Below are 19,472 nucleotides of genomic sequence, written 5' to 3'. Positions count from 1 at the left end.
AATTTGTATATGAAGATTATAGAATTAAAATTAGGCGGTACATATACTGCATATGGCTATACTTTTTTCAACGGAGTAAAGGAAAAGGTTGCAAATGAGAAAGCAAACTATTTACTGAGTACAGGACATTTTAAGTTAATAGATAGTATAGAGGTTAAAAAGAAAGAGAAGTAAAAGAGGTGGAAGGATGGAAATTACTGTACAGGACATAAAGAACAGGGTAAATGTTCAACGAATGCCCGATACGGTAATCCAGGAACTCATTAGTCAATATGAATTGATTACTAAAAACTATTTGAGAAGTAAGCCAAGTAACCCAATGAAAGAGAAAGTTAGAACTAGTAAATTGGCTTGGCTTTCTTTTCGAGCAGAAAATTTGATCAAGGTAATCCATATTGGTTCTGGAGAAGAAGTTACCAGTTCAGTTTTTTCTGATGGTTGCACTGTATATGGTTTAAGTGAGAATCAATTATATGAATTTGAGTATACCATACAAGATTATGATGGGCTTTTGACTTTAATGAAAAAATGCATCATCGATATGACGTGTTATGCGGTAATTCGAACAAATCTACAATATGAAAATATGAAAAAATCAGCAAATATCGGAGATTATTCATATGAAATAAATATTGAATCGCTAGATGAGGAAACTGTTAATAAAAAGATTTTAAAAGTATTAAAAAAATACCGAAGTAGAAACCCTTTAATAGCATTATGAATGAAAGAATAGGCTGTGAACATTAGATATGGAAGAATTATATATACATGAAGTAACTGTGAAAAGGAATCAAAAGGTAAAACAGCCGGCAGGAAATTTTAAAGAAGAGCCTGTCATTATTTATGAAAGAATGAAGTGTCGTGTAACAACACACACAGCGGTAGATAATGAAAGGTTAAAAAGAAATAAACAAAATTTTGAGCCGAATTATAAAATTTATACTTCTGCAGAACATAACATCCATACAAATGATGTAATCTATTTTCATGATTATGTATTTGAGGTAAGAGGAGAACCAAGAAATCCATCATTTTTAAATCACCATATTGAATTGTATTGTGAGCTGTTGGAATAAAATGACGAATACATCGGAGTTCATGGTTACACGTAATGTAGAACAGGTTAAAGAACAACTTAATAAAATGATGGTAGAAAGAATTATAAGTGCTTGCAATCAACTGCAACGAGAAATGAAACAAACAGTATCAGGTAATCACAATGGTGTGAAGTATAAAATTCCACGATCGAGTCGCACATATATTGCTTCAAAACCAGGAGAGACATTTGCTTCTAGAACGGGAGAATTACAAGATTCCATTAAATATGGCTTACATATTACAGATAACGAAGTAGTAGGAACGATTGGAAGCCAATTAAAAAGAGCGGTGTATGTCGAAAATGGTACAAGTACTGTAGAAGCCCGACCTTTTTTCTTAAAAACGTTTGAAAAAGAGCGTGGGGAATTAAAAAGGACATTGGGAGGAGAACAATGACGACAAAAGCGATTGCAACAATTAGAAATATTATTGAGAAAGATACAATTGTGCAAAGTAATCTATCGAAATATGAAGGAGAGCCCGCTCTAACATTTCAAACTGCACAAAATGATATGAAAATGCCTTATGTGGTAATGAGAATTGAATCTAATAATCCGGATGATATAGAGGTAATTGATCGTATGATCCTCACTTTTGATATATATTGTGGCCAAGGTGATTATGAAAAAGCGGATGTAATTTCAAGGCGAATAGAACATTTGTTAGACAGAGAAGCGGGATTGTTAAGAGATTCTGGTATTATTACAATTCATCGAGCAGGCAGTATTACAGTTCCAGATGAAGATCCATCAATTATTCATATTAGTATTAAGTTTCTTGTACGGGTAGGAAGAATGGAATTATATTAAGGAGGGAAAAAAATGAGTTGGAAGCTTATTAATGGTGTACGTGAGGGTACAACTGATAATTTTGTTATTGGACCGGGTGTAATGTATAAAGGTTTTAAAAGTGTTAAAGACCTAGGTGAGATGTTAGGAGCTACTACAGGTGGCTGTAAAGTGGGGTTTACTAGAGAATACTATGATGCTGATATTGATGGTGTTTTAGGAAAACTAGTTCGCGGAAAATGGCTATTAAAAGATGAACCACATATGGAGGTTACACTAGTAGAATTTACGAAAGAAAATTTAGAGTTAGCTCTACCAGGCGTAGATGTAGATAGTACGACTGATAACGATTATAACATTGTAAAACCAACCAATGAAATTAAAGACGCAAGTTATAGTGATATTGCAATAGTAGGTGTAGTTTCAGGAAGTGATATTCCGGTTATTTTTGTTATCCGAAATGCAATGGTAGTTTCTTCTGTAGAAATTGATTTAAAAGATGGTAAAGGAACTGTAGGACTTAAATGCAAATTTATTGGTCATTATAGTGAAAGTTCGCCTAATACACCCCCTTATGAAATTTATTTACCAAAGAAAAAAGCACCTAAATTACCTACAACAAGTAAATAAGTTGTAGGTTTTATTTTTAGGTTATAAAAGGAGATATTGAATATGACAACAATGCTAGAAAAAATGATGCATAATAGTACAGAAATTACAATTTCAGGTCAGAAGATGAAGATGAGACGTTTAAATGTAAAAGATGTTTGGCGTTTTACTAAGATTATTTCTAAAGTTGGTCGTCATGCAATGACTGATTTTATGGAGTTTGGGAAAGAAAAGAATGAAATTGATGAAAAAATTCAATTGGCCCAAATGAATGAAGAGCAACAAGAACAGTTAAATGAAATTGAAAAACAAAAAAAAGAAAAGGGTTTAGAGTTTGTCTTTCAATTATTGTCTATGATTCCGGAATGTGAAGATGAGTTTTCGGAATTTTTTTCTAGTCTATTACAGATTAAGCGTGAAGAATTCGATCAGTTACCACCAGAAGCTATGGTAGCAGTTATTGAAGGATTATTAGAAAGTGAAGATTTAATGTCTTTTTTCAATCAGGTCAAGGGTCTAATCAAATCTCAAAGTCTCAAGTGGAACAAACAAGAAATGTAGAAAATGACTCTAATAAATACATAGAAGAAACAGAGCAAAATATGCTAAGGGCTTTTGATAAAGTCCAAAAACGGTATGGATGGACAGATGATTATGTCTTATCCATACCGTATTCTCGTTTAATGGACTTATTTTCTTTTATTAGTCAGGAAGAGCAGCAAGAAGAATTAAATGAATGGAAAAAGATGGCCTTTATCGGATTTCAAACAAGGCAATTAGAAGAAGGAACAACTTTTCAGGACTATTTGCAAGCTTTTGGACTTACGGAATCTACGTCGGATGGGGAAGAAAATGAGACTATGGAAGTTTGGTCCAAAGAGGAATGTATCGACCATGCAAATAAGCTGATTGCAGAGTTTCAGTTTGAAGACGATCAGGAATAAAAAACTTCCTAGTTAGAAAGGGGGGAGTGAATGTTTACAGAAGTATTCCAGTTGTTTGGTACAATTGGAATTAAAGCAGATGAAGCTTATAAGGATTTAGCAAAGTTTGAGGAAAGTTTACAAAAGGCTTCTAAGAACATACAAGAAAAATTTCAGAAACCAGCAGAAGTACTTAATCAAATAAATGGACAAATTCAAAAATTTGGTAACGGGGCGACCAATGTTTTTGGGAAGATTGGTAACAAAGCGGATCAGGCATATAAAGGTGTAGAAAAGTTTGAAGAGAGAGTGCAAAAAGCCTCTAATACAATGCAAGAAAAAATCCAAAAATCAGCAGATTCTCTTGGGAATATTAGTAAGCAAATGCAAACGTTTGGTGACACTATTTCAAATAAAGTTACAAAACCTATAGAACAAGTCAATAGCAAAGCTTTACAATTTGCTACCGATGTGGAAGGTTCTCAAAAAAAACTACAGGATATGCTTGGGTTAACTGAAAAAGATGCAAAGAGTTTAGCTGGAACTATTCAACCTATCGCTCAACAAGTCGTGAAGATTTCCAATATAGTAATACCATCGTTGAAGCAAACGGTTGAGTTAATCAAATCTGTTTCTAGTCTTATATCTAAGGCGAGTGAAATCATTGGTGGCCTTGTAAATATAGTTAAAACATTAATGCAAATACCGGGTGCAATTACGGCGATTATTAAAGATGCCTTAAAACTAATTAAAGTTTTTAGTGAGTTCGCACAGATATTGACTGGTCTTGGAAAATCAATGTTTTCATTAGTATTAAGTCCATGGGGCATTGCAATACTTTTAATGGTTGGTTTAGTATATGTGCTGTATAAAAATTGGGATTCAATTGTGAAATATACAAAGCAGGCAGTGCAATGGATCAGTGATATTTGTTCTAAAGCCTGGGATGCTATCGTTAAAGTTGCGAAGTCAGTATGGGATAGTTTGTCAAAGTTTTTCTCAAGTTTTTGGGAAGGAACAAAAAAAGTATTCCAATCTGCGGTAGCGTTTATAGATAAAATACTTAGCGGGGCATGGAAAATAATTACTACTGTAATTACAATGTATATCAACATATGGAAAAAGACATTTGAAATTGGTTGGAATTTAATAAAAACGATATTTAATACAGTGCTAAACGTAATAAAAAGTGTTGTTAAGTTTGCTTTAGAATTTATTAAAAGCTATATTTCTACTGCTATTAAAACATGGCAAAATATTTTTAAAACTGGCTGGGATATTATAAAAACAGTTTTTACGACGGTGCTAAACTTTTTGAAAACATTTATAAGTGGTGCATTTCAAGCAATTCGCAGCATAATTACGACTGTGATGAATGGGATAAAAACCGTCATTTCTACAGTGTGGAATGGAATAAAGGCAATTTTTACGACTGTATTAAACTTCTTAAAATCAGTTGTAAGTAGTGTGTTTCAAGCAATTCATAGCATAATTACAACTGTAATGAATGGAATAAAGACGGTTATTTCTACGATTTGGAATGTAATTAAAACAGTTTTTATAACTGTATTAGAGACTATAAAGAATTTTGTGGTTACAGCATTTCATTTTATAAAAAACACAATTACGACTGTAATGGATATCGTAAAGTCTATTATTGTAACCGCATGGAATTTTATTAAAGAAACAATAATAGTTGCTGTTCGGACATTTGTTAACTTTGTGGTGGATAACTTTAATAAGATAAAAAACACAATATTTAGTGTTGTTGGTGCTATTAGAGATTTCATAGTAAGTAACTTTGCAGCAATTAAAAAAGCTATCGTCGGAGCGTTTGACGGCATTGTTGATACAGTAAGGGATGTATTCGGTAAAGTTGGTTCTATAGTTAAGGGGATAGCAAACGACGCTGTAAGCTGGGGGAAAGATATTATTGCTGGTATTGGTAAAGGTATGACATCTATGGCTGGCTGGGTTGTTGATAAAGCTAAAGGCGTTGTAGACGGAATACCAAAAGCAGTTAAAAGTTTCTTTGGTATAAAATCTCCTTCTCGTCTAATGATGGAGTACGGCGGATATATTACAGAAGGTCTTGGTGTAGGGATGGAAAAAATGATCCCGGCTGTGGACAAGGCTTCTGGATTGTTAAATAAAGCGGTTGTTCCACCGAAACCGATGCAACTAGTAACGGATGTATCTACCCGAATTGGACAAATGGGAGCACATTCTGCTGATATGATTGGAAAATCTGCACATCCATTTGCTGGGCACTCTTCTGTTGAAAAGAAAACAGATAAAGGTGTTACAATTCAAAATGCTACATTCAAAGTTGCTGTTGAAAAATTGCAAACTGCAGAGGATTTTGTGAAAATGAGAAAATTACTACAAAACGTAGTTGCTGACGATCTAATGGGAATGGCGGTGCGTAATGTATGAGTATATTAAAAACATTGCATAGAAGAGCTGGTTCATATCATCTCTTATGGGATGTTACAGAATTAAAAAGTACAATTAAATATACTATTAATTTTTCATGGCCTGGGACATATAATTTTTCTTTTATGTCCCAAGTTCCTATTGGTTCTGATGGTATGTTACCAGATAAATACTTTATTGTTCGAGTAAATGGTATTGAAAAATTTAGAGCAAGAGGTGCTTATGCCTGGGAAGCAAGAGAAATTTTTGTTGGTGCAGGGCCACAAACAATTGAATTTACAACAATCGGTTACGGTTCTTCTGACGTAGCCTATTTGCGTGATGTTTATTATCATGCATATGGGCCTATACCTACAATTGCAATGATTGAACAAACGAAAATGCCTAAATCCTTAAACGGATTAAAAAATTACAATGTTATGCATGGATATCCTCGTTACCAAAGTACTGGTAATAAAGGATGTGAAGTAGAATTTACTGCTTTATTCAATGATATCAGTCATTGGCGTGAGTTCATGAGTGAAATATATCGCCCTCATATTATTACAGGTGATTATGGTACCTATGGTGGTATTATTCCACCTAATGAAGTTGATGCAATACGTAAAGGAACACTAGTAATAGCAAAGTGTAAATTAATATCTATGTCACAAGCAGGTATTGGAGTTGATGGAATGTGAGAGAAGGATCAATTTCTTTAATCAGAATGTTGGGGAGCTATTTCCAAGTGGGGAATAATGCTCCTAATTTAATTGTTTATATGAAAAAAAGAGAATCTTCTTCTTATGTACAAATACAACATCGTGTAGTGAGCCTGGAAGTGCAGGAGAACGCAGATCAGTTCGCAAGTACATTTTCTATTACCTTTGCTAATGAATATGGGCAAATGGCACCTGATAACTGGTATGGTAAGTTTTCTTCCATTCAAGAATGGTTTTACAACAGTGAAGTAACAAACACAAACCAACTATATCCGCAGACTGAATTTAAGGTTTCTATCGGTTATGGCGAAGAAGCTTTACCGTATATACATGGTTTTGTATCTGACGTAAAGGTGAATGCCGAAAGCGGCACAATATCAGTTACCTGCACAACATCTTATAAAAAGGTTCTACAAAAATCAGTAATTCCAACGCCGGGATCAGATGAAATTGTTGCACCAACTGGAAATGTGTATGATGTAGTGAAATTCTTCCTTGAAAAAGCAGGAGTTACATTACACGGAAGTAGGGTAAACATTCCTGGGACCAATCAAAGCTGGATTGTTGAAGGGGCAACTGGAAAGAGGTTTCAAAAGTGGGATGAAATTGTACGCGATATTATAGATACAACATTCCACTACATTAAACATGAACCAGATGGAAGTTGTACATTTATGAAAATGCCAGACTACGAAATTAACGAACTTGCCAAATTTAGTTTTAGAGAAGGGGAAAACCTAATCTCTTTAGATATGCAATTAACAGATCAGGACATTAGTAATAGTATTGTTATTAAATGCGGAGATTATGCTAATGGTTTTGTTAATTCATTCTTACTTAAAAACGTCTCTTTAGGGGATTTGCGAGAGGAAATGATAGAGGTACCTTGGGCAACAACATTCTTTGCAAGAAGGGCAGTTGCTGCAGCTTATCATTTAAAAGCGATTCAAAAATTCAGAACACTAACAGTTGCTGTGATAGGGAATCCGCGAATTCAATTGTTCGATGTGGTTTCCATTTACAATAGGGATTCTGGGCAACAGTGGAACTACTTTGTTAAAGGAATTAACACAATGATTTCTGCTGATGATGGATTCTATCAAACTTTAGATTTATCCGTTAACTATGGATATGAACCTACTCCGTATACCGATATAACAGGAATCACAGTAAATGTAGATACATTACGATTAAAGCTGTGGGATTGGGATTATGAGGATGGAGATTTATTAAATATTTATTGTAATAATAAATTAATAGTGGAAAACTACTTTATCCGAAACAATCCTACGTATGTTGATATACCACTAGAATATGGCGTGAATATTATTATTTTTGAAGCGGTGCGCACTCCTTTAGGAATACTTACCGGGCGATTACAAGTATTAGATACACAAAATAATATCTTATTTGATTATGGTTCTTTACCAGATTTAACGTTTGATGAAACAGATTTAAATGCAGATAGATATTATATTAAACGCCCAGCTAAAACATGGCCTGTAACAAGGGTAAATTAGGGGTGATTCTATGATAATGCAAAAGAATTTATATGATCCTATTATGTATTTAATGAAAGGATTAATTGATAGGGAATTTTACAGCGGTGGAAAACCGATGCCTGGTAACGATCCAAATGATGTTTTTAAAGAGGGTATGACCGAGGGGTATACACTGGTTCGTGATGGTGCTCGGTTATCGGCAGTTGTTGGAGATAAATATTTGCACTACGATTTGGTTTTTAATGGACAAGCACTGCTTGAAAAGGTCCTTATATCCCATAAAATAACGGGTAAAAAGATGGAGATGCAACTAATTTATAACGCAAACAAACAATTAGATCGAGTACAGCCAAGGCTTATTAATAAAGGTAGCGGTATGTTATCTAATTTACCAATTCCCGATGTGTCGTAATGATGCATGGGGATTTTTTAATACAATAAAAAGGGTGATTACCTTTGTTTGAAACAACTTATATAGCTGGTGGTCGATTAGATGCGCCATTTTATCCAACAAAAACCTTTCCGTATATGAAAGGTTTTATAATGGATTCTAAAGCATGGACAGAAGATAAGATGGAATACGTATTACCAATTGACATGGAGTTTTATGCCATTAGTGTGAGTAGTTCTATGTATGAAATCGATGATAAATGGTCGCTTATTGTAAATGACGGTATTGTCTGTGAGGATATTTATACAAAAAAAATACCAGAAGGTATAAGTCTTATGTCCTATATGCAATTAAAGGCTGGAGATAAAATTATTTTTAAATTTCATAACCAAGGAATTAATAATAAGCAAGTATGGATTGCTTTACAGTTTTTGAAGTAATGGGAGGGAGATTATGAGTTTTGCTGTAAATTATATGGCAGGTGGCCGATTAGATGCTCCATACTTTCCAACCAAAACGATTCCTTTTATAAAAGGAAGAAGAATAGGTGTTTATGAAAATATTCATCATAATGAATTTATAGCACCAGTTGATATGGAGATGATTGCATTTTCTATTGGTGCATCAAAATATAACGATAATGATTATTGGAATTTATATATTAATAATGAAAAAATAGCAGATGAAATTTATATGAAAGATGTTCCTGAAGGATTTAATTTTTCTGTTGTTAAACAAATTCCTGCGAAAGCGATTATCCGTTTTGAATATATAAATAAATCTTTAGAGAAAAAAGCTATTTGGCTTAATTATCAATTTTTAAAAGATTAGGAGTGAAGTAAAGTGGCGTTTATTGAAAAGGTATTTCAAGAAGGAAGTTTCTTAGATGATCTTATAAATGTAGCAACTAGTAACGGATGGACAAAGGTTAAAAGGTTTCAAAAAGCAGGTTATCCATTAGCAATTTTAAAGAATTCTGGTATGGATGAAACATTATACCGGTTTGGAATTGCGGAACATACGATTATTAAAAATGCAGAAGGGGCTATGTATGGATTAGTCCAAATCGCATCTTGGGATATTGCTAAAAAGGATCTTTCGTATAAATTTAATACGGAAGAGGATAAAGCGGAGTTTATTAAGGATGCAAAATTAAGATATAGTAAAAATCTTGATCGTTCCTGTTTTTATGTTTATATGATTGAAAAAGATCCTGCATTTAAAGATGGGACAGCGACAGCAGTAGCTTATGATTCTTTCACAAAAATTTTAATAGATGTAGAAGTGAGTAAAACGGATATTCTTATGAAGAATGGCAATCCAAGTATAGATTATACCAGTGCTAATACGGATGTTATGATGTCACCGTTTGTAAAAATTACATTACGTAACCCGAATTTAGAAGGGGTTGATGTAAAAACAAATTGGTGGCCTGATTCATTAGTTAGAGTGACTGGCCAAGTAGATAAGGATCGTGTAGTTTTATTAATTCAAGCAGATAATACACCTGCATTTGAAAATAATGTAGTTCCGGTTACACCTTTATACATGGGCAAAATTGAAAGCTATGCGAAAGATGATCAAATTGGTGACGCACTTTGGGCTGGGACAGCATTTGATACAGGTGCAGAAAATAGCTCACATGCATTTGATTTTAATGATAAGAAACCATATAGAAATGTGAATGATAGCTTACCAATTTTAAAAACATATCCTAAATCACCAGGTAATGGTATTGATAACGTTATTATTAAGCGCTCGCGATTAGGGGCTAGATATCAAGCTCATTATATTGCTTGGAATGTTGCTCCGAATGAGATGCCACCTGATAGAAAAGGAGTAAATGGTGGTCAATATCCACTAGCTTGGCAGTCTCATGATAATGATGAATATAAGTATCAATTTAATCCTTCGGTATATAGTGGTCGAGTTCATACATCTCGTGCTTATGTTGTTCATCCAGATGAAGGTGTGCGAGGTTTCTTACCTCACATGGTTTTACTATCTCCTTTAGGATTATTGAATGGGGATAAGTTAAAAGTGCGAAAGAATACTTGTCCAGATACATTTGATATTTATCGTTTTTATAATGTTGATGCCATTTCGCCAATTACAAAAAGACCAGCGACACCATATCGTCCAGCTGGATTAGGAATTTATGAGAAGTCAATGTAAAGGAGAGAGAAAACATGTGGTTTGATAAAGTAGCATATTTACAAACATTACCAGTTGAATTAGAGAAAATGATTACAGAGCGAGGATGGAGTCGAAAGCTATACTTTAAAATTAGAAGTGGTATCAATAAGTTTATTGATGTTCGATTATTTGAATCGTTAGGTAGTGATGGAGAATGGCGCAGATTTGGAGTGGCAAATGCTTATGATACGAGCGATTCTGATTTTACAGATGGTAGATTTATTCCTGTGGATTCTCCATTAGGAAAACTAGGCATGGGAGATGGAGTGAAAAAGGAATTTCAAATTCCGACATTTCCTGTAGTTGAAAGTTCTTTATTAGTGTATGTAAATAGCATTTTACTAGAAAAGGATAAATATAAAGTTGATGCTAAAGCGGGGAAAGTTATTTTTAATCAAGCGATTGCAAAAGGAGATAAAATCACCTGTGAGTATCGATTAACAAATGATGCATACGAACCAAATAATGATATGATTTTCTTTACGTTTAACCAATATTTTATTGAGAAGGAAGTAAAGTTATCAGATGCTGAAAGTGATTTAGGAAACGGTACCGGTTCAAAAAAATCATTTAATTTGCCATTTTCAAATTTTGATGAAAGTCGTTTTATGGTTTATAGAAATAATCAGATGGTCGATCCGGGGGAATATACAATTTCAGATACAGCAATTGAATTTCAAACTGCCCCAAAAAGTTCCGAGAACATTAAATTTTCTGGAGTGTATTTTCTAGCACCAAAGGCAGACGGAACGTTAGATACTTTAGTAGCGAAGACATCATTTGACGTACAAAAAATGGAAAGTATTATGGCTGAAGTATATTCTACAGTTAATTTTGTAAATCCTTCGCCTTATACACCGATTAGTTTTACACCAGAAGCCCGTTTTACAAAAGATTGGAAACGTGATTCTGTCGTTTATATGTATGGTAATGGAAATAAAGATCGTATTGTTATGTTTATGCGTGTAGATCCAACACCAAGTCCTGTTCGAGCATTATTTGTACCATTATATATTGGAAGAATGTACACATTTGATAATGCACCGCGTAAAAACACTGTAATTATTGGTGGTTGTCGTAACGGAGATCAATATAATTATGCGCCTAATAAAAAAATTGGAAATGCAAATTTAGACTACGGAGAAAATACAGGTAATGGAAATGATTCTGTATTATTAGCTCAATCATATACAGGTGCAATGTATCAAAAACATTATTTATCATTTATTACTCACGATATGGATATTGATAGTGGACAAGGTCGATTTAATCCATCTGTCTATAGTGGGAAATATCATTTGTCACAGATTTATATCGTTCATCCTAATGATGGATATGTTGGAAAATTAGATGATGTCTATGCTGTTCACCCAAAAAATATTCAACAGGCCGATGAATTGGAAATTGAAAAGGAAGTTACAAGTGAATCTTTAGGAAAAGGAAATGGAATGAGAAAAGTTTTCCATTTAGAGCATAAACCAAAAGCAGGAACACTTAAGTTGTTCAATGCATGTACTCTAGTTCCTAATACTGACTTTATTTTAAATGAAGATGATAAAACAGTGACGTTTAAAGAAATCCCAATTAACGGGGTAGAGATTACAGCAAGTTATGAATTTGCACAATTATATCGTTATACGTTGCCGACTACCGCAGTCTCTCCGATGACACAAGCGAAAGCAACGCCATTTAATCCGATTGGTCTAGCTATTTATAAAGAAGATATTTAATCATTAATCATATAAGGGGGAATGCAGAGAGTGAGTGAGAAAATTTATTCTATTGCTTCCCCTTCTTTATGTACGAAAAAGAAGAGTCATGTTGTTTCGATTCCTTTGGGATCAACAATGAAGAAAACATATAGTCTCTCGCTTTCTGTTTTAAATCCTTTTGTAAAAAATGCGAATAATTTTCCAGTCAGTTTGCCTCCATATTCAAGATTCAAAGCTGTTAAGGAAGAAGATGCTGGGGTATTTGCAACCAAAATAGTAAAGGGAAAAGGTATATTAACAGACCTTGTTGTAGAGGCAATAAGGCAAGTTGAGGTGACTGCTAATATTGCTAAAGTGGATATTGCAAGCCTAATGCGGAGTATCAACATGGAACTGTTAAGCATACAGGATTCTAAACCGCTTAAAGAAATTCTTGCAGATGTTCATTACTATCAGAAAGCAATGCAACATGACCGAACTTTTGATATGGAACATATGGAAGGGAACAATGGAAGCAGATTAGATACAAAGTATGCAGATGTAACAGAAATGTCTAGTACAGATCGTAAGATATATAAAGCAGGTAATATGCTCCCAATTGAGCAAGAGAGAGTAAAACAGAAATTACGAGAATTTGCAACCAATGTAGATGAAATACCGCGATGGGTACAGGTTGCACGTATTTTATATGGCGAAGGATTTTATGAGACAATATTGACTGAAAGAAGAGAAAAAGAAATAGGTAGTACTGTAGTTAGAAATGTGGATCATGTAGAGATTAGCCAAAAAGAATTACCTGTACAAGAGATAAGTGATTTTGAGCTTTATAATAACTTGCCAAGAGAAGTAACTACTTCTTATGAGGAATTTGATTTATTTACTGATACAGGGATTCCGGTTTATATGCCAGATTATGATTTGTTTGCTCGTAAACAAAGAGAAATACAGGCTTGTAATATAAATTACAATACAGCGAATAGAGATGCCATTCAGCGAAATGGTGAAATAAATTATTTTGAATTTGTAAATAGAAAAGCACTGAAGATAGATGGAAGATTTATTAATATAGAAGATTTAGAACGTAAAAAGCTAGAACTTCAAACTAATGAATATGATGTGTCATTTGCGGACCGCATAATGGAAGACATATATACATATGGTGGCCATGTATATAATAACGCTCAAAAACTATTAATAGAATATGATTCATCTCACATAGAAATGAATGACATGAATCATATAACGCATGAATATGAAAGTAAATTCATAAGTGAATATGAGTTATTAGAAAGACAGTACCATTCTAATGAGGTAAATTTAGTAGAGTCATTGATGGTATCAAGTCAGAATCATTTGTACATGGATTATAATCTTCCAGAAATGATACAGAGTGATGTGCTCACAAAAGAAGTAGAAGTAAAATTAGCTGAAGACGAACAAGTTAATAAGAAAACGAAACATGTATGGACTGACTATATACACCATGAGGAAATGGACCTAATACATAAACAATTATTGGGGACTATTCAAGATAACTATGAATTTGCTAGTAGACAAATCAAAAAATTGACTGGATTTTATGAGGAATTTGATCTTTTTAATAGTTTAGGAATCCCAGTTTATATGCCAGACTATGATTTATTTGCTCGTGTACAGAGAGAACTACAAGCGAAACAAATAACAGTTAATTCAGCTAAAAGAGACATACGTTCAGTATATGGTAATGTTCGTGATACGGATCTAGCAGATAGAACCATGCAAGAGAAAGAGGGAGTCTTTTTCGATGTAGCTGCTATAGATAGAAAAGTATTACAAATGGAAGTGAATGTACCTTCTTATGAACTTTCTAATCGAGTTATAGGTGAGCAAGAAGATATGGGAATATATGGATATGAACATTTCAATCGAGTAAATGGACAGTATCATACTGCTCAAGCAGATATATCTTCCATGAATCGGATTCTATGTGAAATAGAAACTCCATTTACAAATGCGTATGAATTAGCAAAGCGTGACCTTCATGAGTTGTTAGTGGAGGATGATAAAGTAGCGGATTCTGTATTGTATGATCGATTGTTTATAAGTGAAGAAAGTAATGAACCAATAACAAGTGAAAGAGTTAAAGTCGATAATGAATCAGAATGTATTAGCCCTGTAGAGTTTACAAAGCAAGAACAATTGATAGCGCATAATGATGAAGGATATGAACTTGTTAATAGACGCGTAAAAGAACAGGATTCTCGTTATGAAGAATTTGATCTTTTTGATTTAATAGGAACTCCAGTTTACTTACCGGAGTATGATTTATTCGCAAGGATTCAAAGGGAATTACTAACGAATATTGAGACAGCTGAAATAGCAAATAGAGAAAATAATATAGAAGCAGAAATTAATACGGTTGATTCGATTGGTCATCTAGTGAAAGAAGTAGCAACTAATATAATTGATAGTAATGATATAGGACATATTGAGAAAGAGTTACAAACTAGTATTGAACAATATGAAACTGCAACGAATGATAGGAATTGGTATGCAGAAAGTACTATATCTGATCCGATGACAAAGCGAGTGCCAGAAATAGATACGCATATAATCGCTACTGATCAATTAGAGAGAATAATAAAAGAACGTAATACAAATGTAATTAAGGATGAAGAATTAGAACGACTTACGAAACAACTCATAATGAAAATTAAGCATTTTGATGATATGCGACAAATTAATAATGAGTACGAGTCAAATATTCTTGAAACAGACCAATGGCAAAGAAAATTAGATAATAAAGCATCAATACATGAATATCATGTAAGTGAGTCTGAAAGAGAACTAGCTAGTGAAGAAATCCGTACAACTTTAACGAATAAGTACAATACTTTTAATACTACTATTGGTGAGATAGAACAATCCAGCCGAACAGTAGACAGCGAAAGTATACTTGTTGAAAGTGATACTTTTGTATTAGAAAAAGAACTAGAAGCATCGTATGAAGAGTTTGATCTATTCGAAGGATTAGGAATTACAGTTTACTTACCAGATTATGATTTGTTTGCAAGAACCCAAAGAGAATTACAAACAAATATAGATACGTATGAAATAATGAATAAAGAAAATGAAACAAGAGCAGAAATTAGTTCATTCTATCAGTTTGGTAATGTCTTGCAAGAAGTTGATGCGACTGTTGCAACGATAGATAATGTAAAAGTCGTAAAAGAATTAGCTGCAAAAATGATCGATAAAGAGAATTTTAAGATTATTGACAGAGAGTTACAGATTAGTATTGAACAATATGAAACCGCAATAAATGATCGAAACTGGTATGTAAAGAATATTACATCTGCCCCAATGGAAAAGCTTATGAAAGAGGCAGAGGCAAATATAGTAGTCACGGATCAATTGCATAAAGGTGTAAGAGAATTTAATACAGATGTAGTGAAGAATGAAGAATTAGATCGTACAGTACGAAATATAATGATGAATATCTTTGAATTGAAGGATATGCATCGGAAGTCAATTGAAGAGGCTTCAAATATACATGAGCTATATGAATGGGAAAGAAAATCAACTCATAAAGCATCCATAAATACATACGGTATGTTTGAAAATGTAAGAGAATTATCTAGTATAGAGATCCAATCAACTCCAGTGAATAGAAGAAATCTCGTTCATACGAATATAGATGAAATAGAACAATTTAATCGCATTTTAGACAACGAAAGTATACTTGTTGAAAACGATACGTTTAAATTAGAAAATATCTATCAGGCAGAAGAACCGGTTGAATTTGAGGAAAGCGATATATTAATCGAAGAAGAACCAAAAATATGGTTAAAACATAGCCGGGAATCTTGGTGGAATAATTGGAATTGGAAGAAAACGAGATAATAAAGTAGAGTGCTAGATTAGCTTTTACTTAAGTATATGATATCGAATATTCGTATTTTCATGACATTATGTAATTTTTAAAATTGAACTGCTAGAGCTGTTGTAAAAGTAAAAGCTTAAGCAGTTCAATTGTATTTTAAATGTCTTTTAGTAAGTAAATTAGTTCCTTTCTGTTATGCATGAAATATTTAAATTTATTGATCCATCAAGCTGTTAATACAAATAGTTAGGGCATAGTAATTGCTACTGATGGAGCAATTGAAATTATTTTAAGATAAAAATGGAGAGGTGATATGATGGTGAGAGTATTAACTCAGCCCGAACCAGGGTGGCAGCGTATTGATGATAGCGATAGGAATATTATCTTTGAAGGAGAAAATTGGTTTAGTGGATACTCTAAATACTCTGATAATTATTTGAAAACATTCCACTATAAAAGTTCTAGTCAACCATCAAACTCAGTACAGATTAAATTTTCTTTCGTAGGTACTAAACTTCGGCTTATTGGACTTGTTAATAATGGTGGTTATGATAGATATGCAACAATCGTTATTGATGGCAATACAGAGAGATTAGATTACGATGCATGGGAGGGAACAAGGCAAGCTGTTATATATGAGAAAACAAATCTTAATAAAGGGCCGCATACAGTAACGATTCTAGGTACATACTTAAATCTTGATGCAATTGATATCGATTCTGATGGTTATGTATTTACACCCAAAAAAGTAGGGGAGATATTAGATAAACCTGATCCTGGTTGGAATCGTTTCGATGATGCTGATTCATTAATTAAGTATGGTGATGGTGCTTGGAATAGATTTACTGATGATAGGTACTATAATAGTACAGCAGTATATTCCCTTACCAAATCAGTTGTAGAATTTTCATTTAAAGGTACAGGTGTCAGACTTGTTTCTAAAAGTGTTAATTTAGGTTATGGTCCTGTAGATATAACGATCGACGGTGTCAAAGAATCATACAATCCAGTACTAGGTTCAGATAACTGGAAAGTTCTACTTTACAATAAAGAAGGTCTAAAAAATGAATTTCATTCAGTTAAACTTGAGGGTCCTGAAGGAATTATAATGGATGCTATTGACATTCTTGATGGAGAATTAGTAAAAACTGCTAAAGTAGGTGACGTTCTGCTTCAACCTGAAACTGGTTGGAAACGAATTGATGATACTGATGTTAATATTAAGTATAGAGGAGTTTGGAAGAACGATGTTGTTAACTCAAGCCTTTATAACTCTACATGCCATTATAAAGCTCCTGAAGTAGATAATAACCCAGCATCGATACGTTTCGACTTTGAAGGTACAAAATTAAGAATTATAGCCTTGACAGTTAATCCTTACGACTCTGATGCAAAAATACTGATTGATGGCAGAGAAGAAGTAATAAACTTCTCGTCAACTGATACTATATATCAACGTTTAGTTTATGAAAAACTGAATCTACCTCAAGGAGTTCATAAGGTCGAGATAAAAGGACTGTATATAAACTTAGATGCTATTGATATAGATGAAACTGGTTCGATGATTAAACCGCCTGTTGAAGTTGGAGACGTTCTATTACAACCCGAAGATGGTTGGAAACGATTTGACGATTCAGATAGCTTAATTAAGTATTCTGGAACATGGACTATCTCTACACCTGATGACAGTGGTTACAATAGAACTGTTCATTGGACTGGTCGTACGTCTGCAGGTATTGTTTCTGCTACGTTTGCATTTTATGGCACGTCCTTACGAATTATTGGATTAATGACAGAGTATTATCAAAAAGGAATTATCACGATAGATGGTATTACAAACGATATAAATTTCAATCGAACAGGGGTAACAAAATGTGCTCTTTTATATGAGGAACTTAACTTAGTAGAAGGGAAGCACATTGTTACAATATCAGGAGAAAAAATCAATTTAGACGCTATTGATATAGATAATAAGGGCTACTTAGTAAAACAAGCTGAAGTAGGTGATGTACTTAATACACCGGAATCGGGTTGGACAAGGCATAACTATGATTCTAAGTTATCTAGTGAGAAGCGCAAAATTGAGTTATTACCTCAAGACGTATGGAAGACTTTCGAAGATTATACTTGGACAGGAGTTAAGAATGTCGGTCAGATTAGATTTAAGTTTTTCGGAACGGCATTTCGAATCATCTCTAGGTGGTTTAGTGATGCTACAAAATCAGCTAAAGTAACGATAGATGGAATGGCTAGTGGTACTTTCGCACAATACGGTGATCCGAAAGATGGATTAAAATTATGCTACGAGAAAATGGGTCTTTCAAAAGGTATTCATAGTGTAGTAATTGATGTAAATGAAAACATGAACTTGACTTTATGTGCAGTCGATTTACTAGGCGCAGACTATTTTGTAGATTATGATGCAACTATAGGGGAAGTTATAACTATTCCTGAAGTTGGTTGGAAACGAATTGAAGATTCTAATTCAAACTTTAAATATACAGGAGACGGATGGGCAACTCATTCAGATGCCAAATGGTCTGGAGGATCTACTCACTATTGCCCGAACTCAGATAAACTTGCTACTGTTGAGTTTGTATTCAATGGCACTAAGTTACGAATAATAGGATTACTTTCTGCTGGGTATAGGGAAGGTCAAATTTGGATTGACGAACAACCGGTTGAGACTATAAACTTCGAGCAACCAAATGCTCAATATCAGTCCTTAGTTTATGAGAAACTAGGTTTAGCAAACGGTGAGCATAAAGTTAAACTATCCGGCCTTAATATAAACTTCGATGCTATTGATATTGATAGTGACGGAAGTATTGAAAAACCGCTTGCTAAAGTAGGTGATCAATTAATTCAACCAGAACCGGGTTGGAAACGAATTGAAGATTCTAATTCAAACTTTAAATATACAGGAGACGGATGGGCAACTCATTCAGATGCCAAATGGTCTGGAGGATCTACTCACTATTGCCCGAACTCAGATAAACTTGCTACTGTTGAGTTTGTATTCAATGGCACTAAGTTACGAATAATAGGATTACTTTCTGCTGGGTATAGGGAAGGTCAAATTTGGATTGACGAACAACCGGTTGAGACTATAAACTTCGAGCAACCAAATGCTCAATATCAGTCCTTAGTTTATGAGAAACTAGGTTTAGCAAACGGTGAGCATAAAGTTAAACTATCCGGCCTTAATATAAACTTCGATGCTATTGATATTGATAGTGACGGAAGTATTGAAA

The 19,472-nt window shown here is 33.7% G+C and carries 17 protein-coding genes and 1 pseudogene; all 18 read left to right on the top strand.

What is annotated here, in order from left to right; genetic code table 11:
* Window positions 1-9: 9 nt before the first annotated feature.
* A complete protein-coding gene (locus ES895_RS22870) occupies window positions 10-174 on the top strand; it encodes a YqbF domain-containing protein (RefSeq protein ID WP_000691127.1) in 165 nt (54 codons plus the stop codon).
* A gap of 13 nt (window positions 175-187) precedes the next feature.
* A complete protein-coding gene (locus ES895_RS22865; RefSeq protein WP_000406978.1) occupies window positions 188-721 on the top strand; it encodes a hypothetical protein in 534 nt (177 codons plus the stop codon).
* A gap of 28 nt (window positions 722-749) precedes the next feature.
* Window positions 750-1,076 carry a hypothetical protein gene (locus ES895_RS22860; RefSeq protein ID WP_000392020.1) on the top strand — a complete coding sequence of 109 codons (327 nt, stop codon included), beginning with the start codon at window positions 750-752 and terminating at the stop codon, window positions 1,074-1,076.
* Window position 1,077: 1 nt separating this feature from the next.
* On the top strand, window positions 1,078-1,494 hold the full coding sequence (locus ES895_RS22855) for an HK97-gp10 family putative phage morphogenesis protein (protein ID WP_033668458.1): 417 nt from the start codon (window positions 1,078-1,080) through the stop codon (window positions 1,492-1,494).
* On the top strand, window positions 1,491-1,907 hold the full coding sequence (locus tag ES895_RS22850; protein WP_000208342.1) for a hypothetical protein: 417 nt from the start codon (window positions 1,491-1,493) through the stop codon (window positions 1,905-1,907). The genes ES895_RS22855 and ES895_RS22850 overlap by 4 nt, the downstream gene beginning before the upstream one ends.
* A gap of 12 nt (window positions 1,908-1,919) precedes the next feature.
* Entirely contained in the window at window positions 1,920-2,516 is a 597-nt protein-coding gene (locus ES895_RS22845; RefSeq protein ID WP_000118565.1) for a hypothetical protein, read from the top strand.
* Between the two features lie 42 nt (window positions 2,517-2,558).
* On the top strand, window positions 2,559-3,056 hold the full coding sequence (locus ES895_RS22840; RefSeq protein ID WP_000210326.1) for a hypothetical protein: 498 nt from the start codon (window positions 2,559-2,561) through the stop codon (window positions 3,054-3,056).
* Window positions 3,035-3,439: a hypothetical protein gene (locus tag ES895_RS22835; protein ID WP_000438521.1), complete on the top strand. Its 405-nt coding sequence runs from the start codon at window positions 3,035-3,037 to the stop codon at window positions 3,437-3,439. Before ES895_RS22840 ends, ES895_RS22835 begins: the two co-directional genes overlap by 22 nt.
* 30 nt (window positions 3,440-3,469) lie before the next feature.
* Window positions 3,470-5,854, top strand: a complete 2,385-nt coding sequence (locus tag ES895_RS22830; RefSeq protein ID WP_135238673.1) for a phage tail protein — start codon at window positions 3,470-3,472, stop codon at window positions 5,852-5,854.
* Window positions 5,851-6,534 carry a hypothetical protein gene (locus ES895_RS22825; protein ID WP_000025596.1) on the top strand — a complete coding sequence of 228 codons (684 nt, stop codon included), beginning with the start codon at window positions 5,851-5,853 and terminating at the stop codon, window positions 6,532-6,534. Before ES895_RS22830 ends, ES895_RS22825 begins: the two co-directional genes overlap by 4 nt.
* Window positions 6,531-8,075, top strand: a complete 1,545-nt coding sequence (locus ES895_RS22820) for a hypothetical protein (RefSeq protein WP_086391825.1) — start codon at window positions 6,531-6,533, stop codon at window positions 8,073-8,075. The genes ES895_RS22825 and ES895_RS22820 overlap by 4 nt, the downstream gene beginning before the upstream one ends.
* 10 nt (window positions 8,076-8,085) lie before the next feature.
* Complete coding sequence (locus ES895_RS22815; protein WP_025117880.1) at window positions 8,086-8,469, top strand: hypothetical protein; 384 nt, start codon at window positions 8,086-8,088, stop codon at window positions 8,467-8,469.
* A gap of 44 nt (window positions 8,470-8,513) precedes the next feature.
* On the top strand, window positions 8,514-8,888 hold the full coding sequence (locus ES895_RS22810; protein WP_000464270.1) for a hypothetical protein: 375 nt from the start codon (window positions 8,514-8,516) through the stop codon (window positions 8,886-8,888).
* Between the two features lie 13 nt (window positions 8,889-8,901).
* Window positions 8,902-9,279, top strand: a complete 378-nt coding sequence (locus ES895_RS22805; RefSeq protein ID WP_000006644.1) for a hypothetical protein — start codon at window positions 8,902-8,904, stop codon at window positions 9,277-9,279.
* Between the two features lie 12 nt (window positions 9,280-9,291).
* Window positions 9,292-10,623, top strand: coding sequence for a hypothetical protein (locus tag ES895_RS22800; RefSeq protein ID WP_097862638.1), 1,332 nt, complete (start codon window positions 9,292-9,294; stop codon window positions 10,621-10,623).
* Window positions 10,624-10,637: 14 nt separating this feature from the next.
* Entirely contained in the window at window positions 10,638-12,374 is a 1,737-nt protein-coding gene (locus tag ES895_RS22795) for a hypothetical protein (RefSeq protein ID WP_085311994.1), read from the top strand.
* Between the two features lie 21 nt (window positions 12,375-12,395).
* Window positions 12,396-16,238: a hypothetical protein gene (locus ES895_RS22790; RefSeq protein ID WP_240690242.1), complete on the top strand. Its 3,843-nt coding sequence runs from the start codon at window positions 12,396-12,398 to the stop codon at window positions 16,236-16,238.
* A 293-nt stretch (window positions 16,239-16,531) separates the two neighbouring features.
* A pseudogene (locus tag ES895_RS22785) lies at window positions 16,532-19,472 on the top strand (hypothetical protein); the annotation flags it as partial.

Origin of the sequence: Bacillus sp. 007/AIA-02/001 (genome assembly GCF_004634455.1) — a bacterium.
GTDB lineage: Bacteria > Bacillota > Bacilli > Bacillales > Bacillaceae_G > Bacillus_A > Bacillus_A cereus.
Note: the sequence above shows the minus strand (reverse complement) of the source record. Positions and strands in the feature narration are given on the sequence as shown.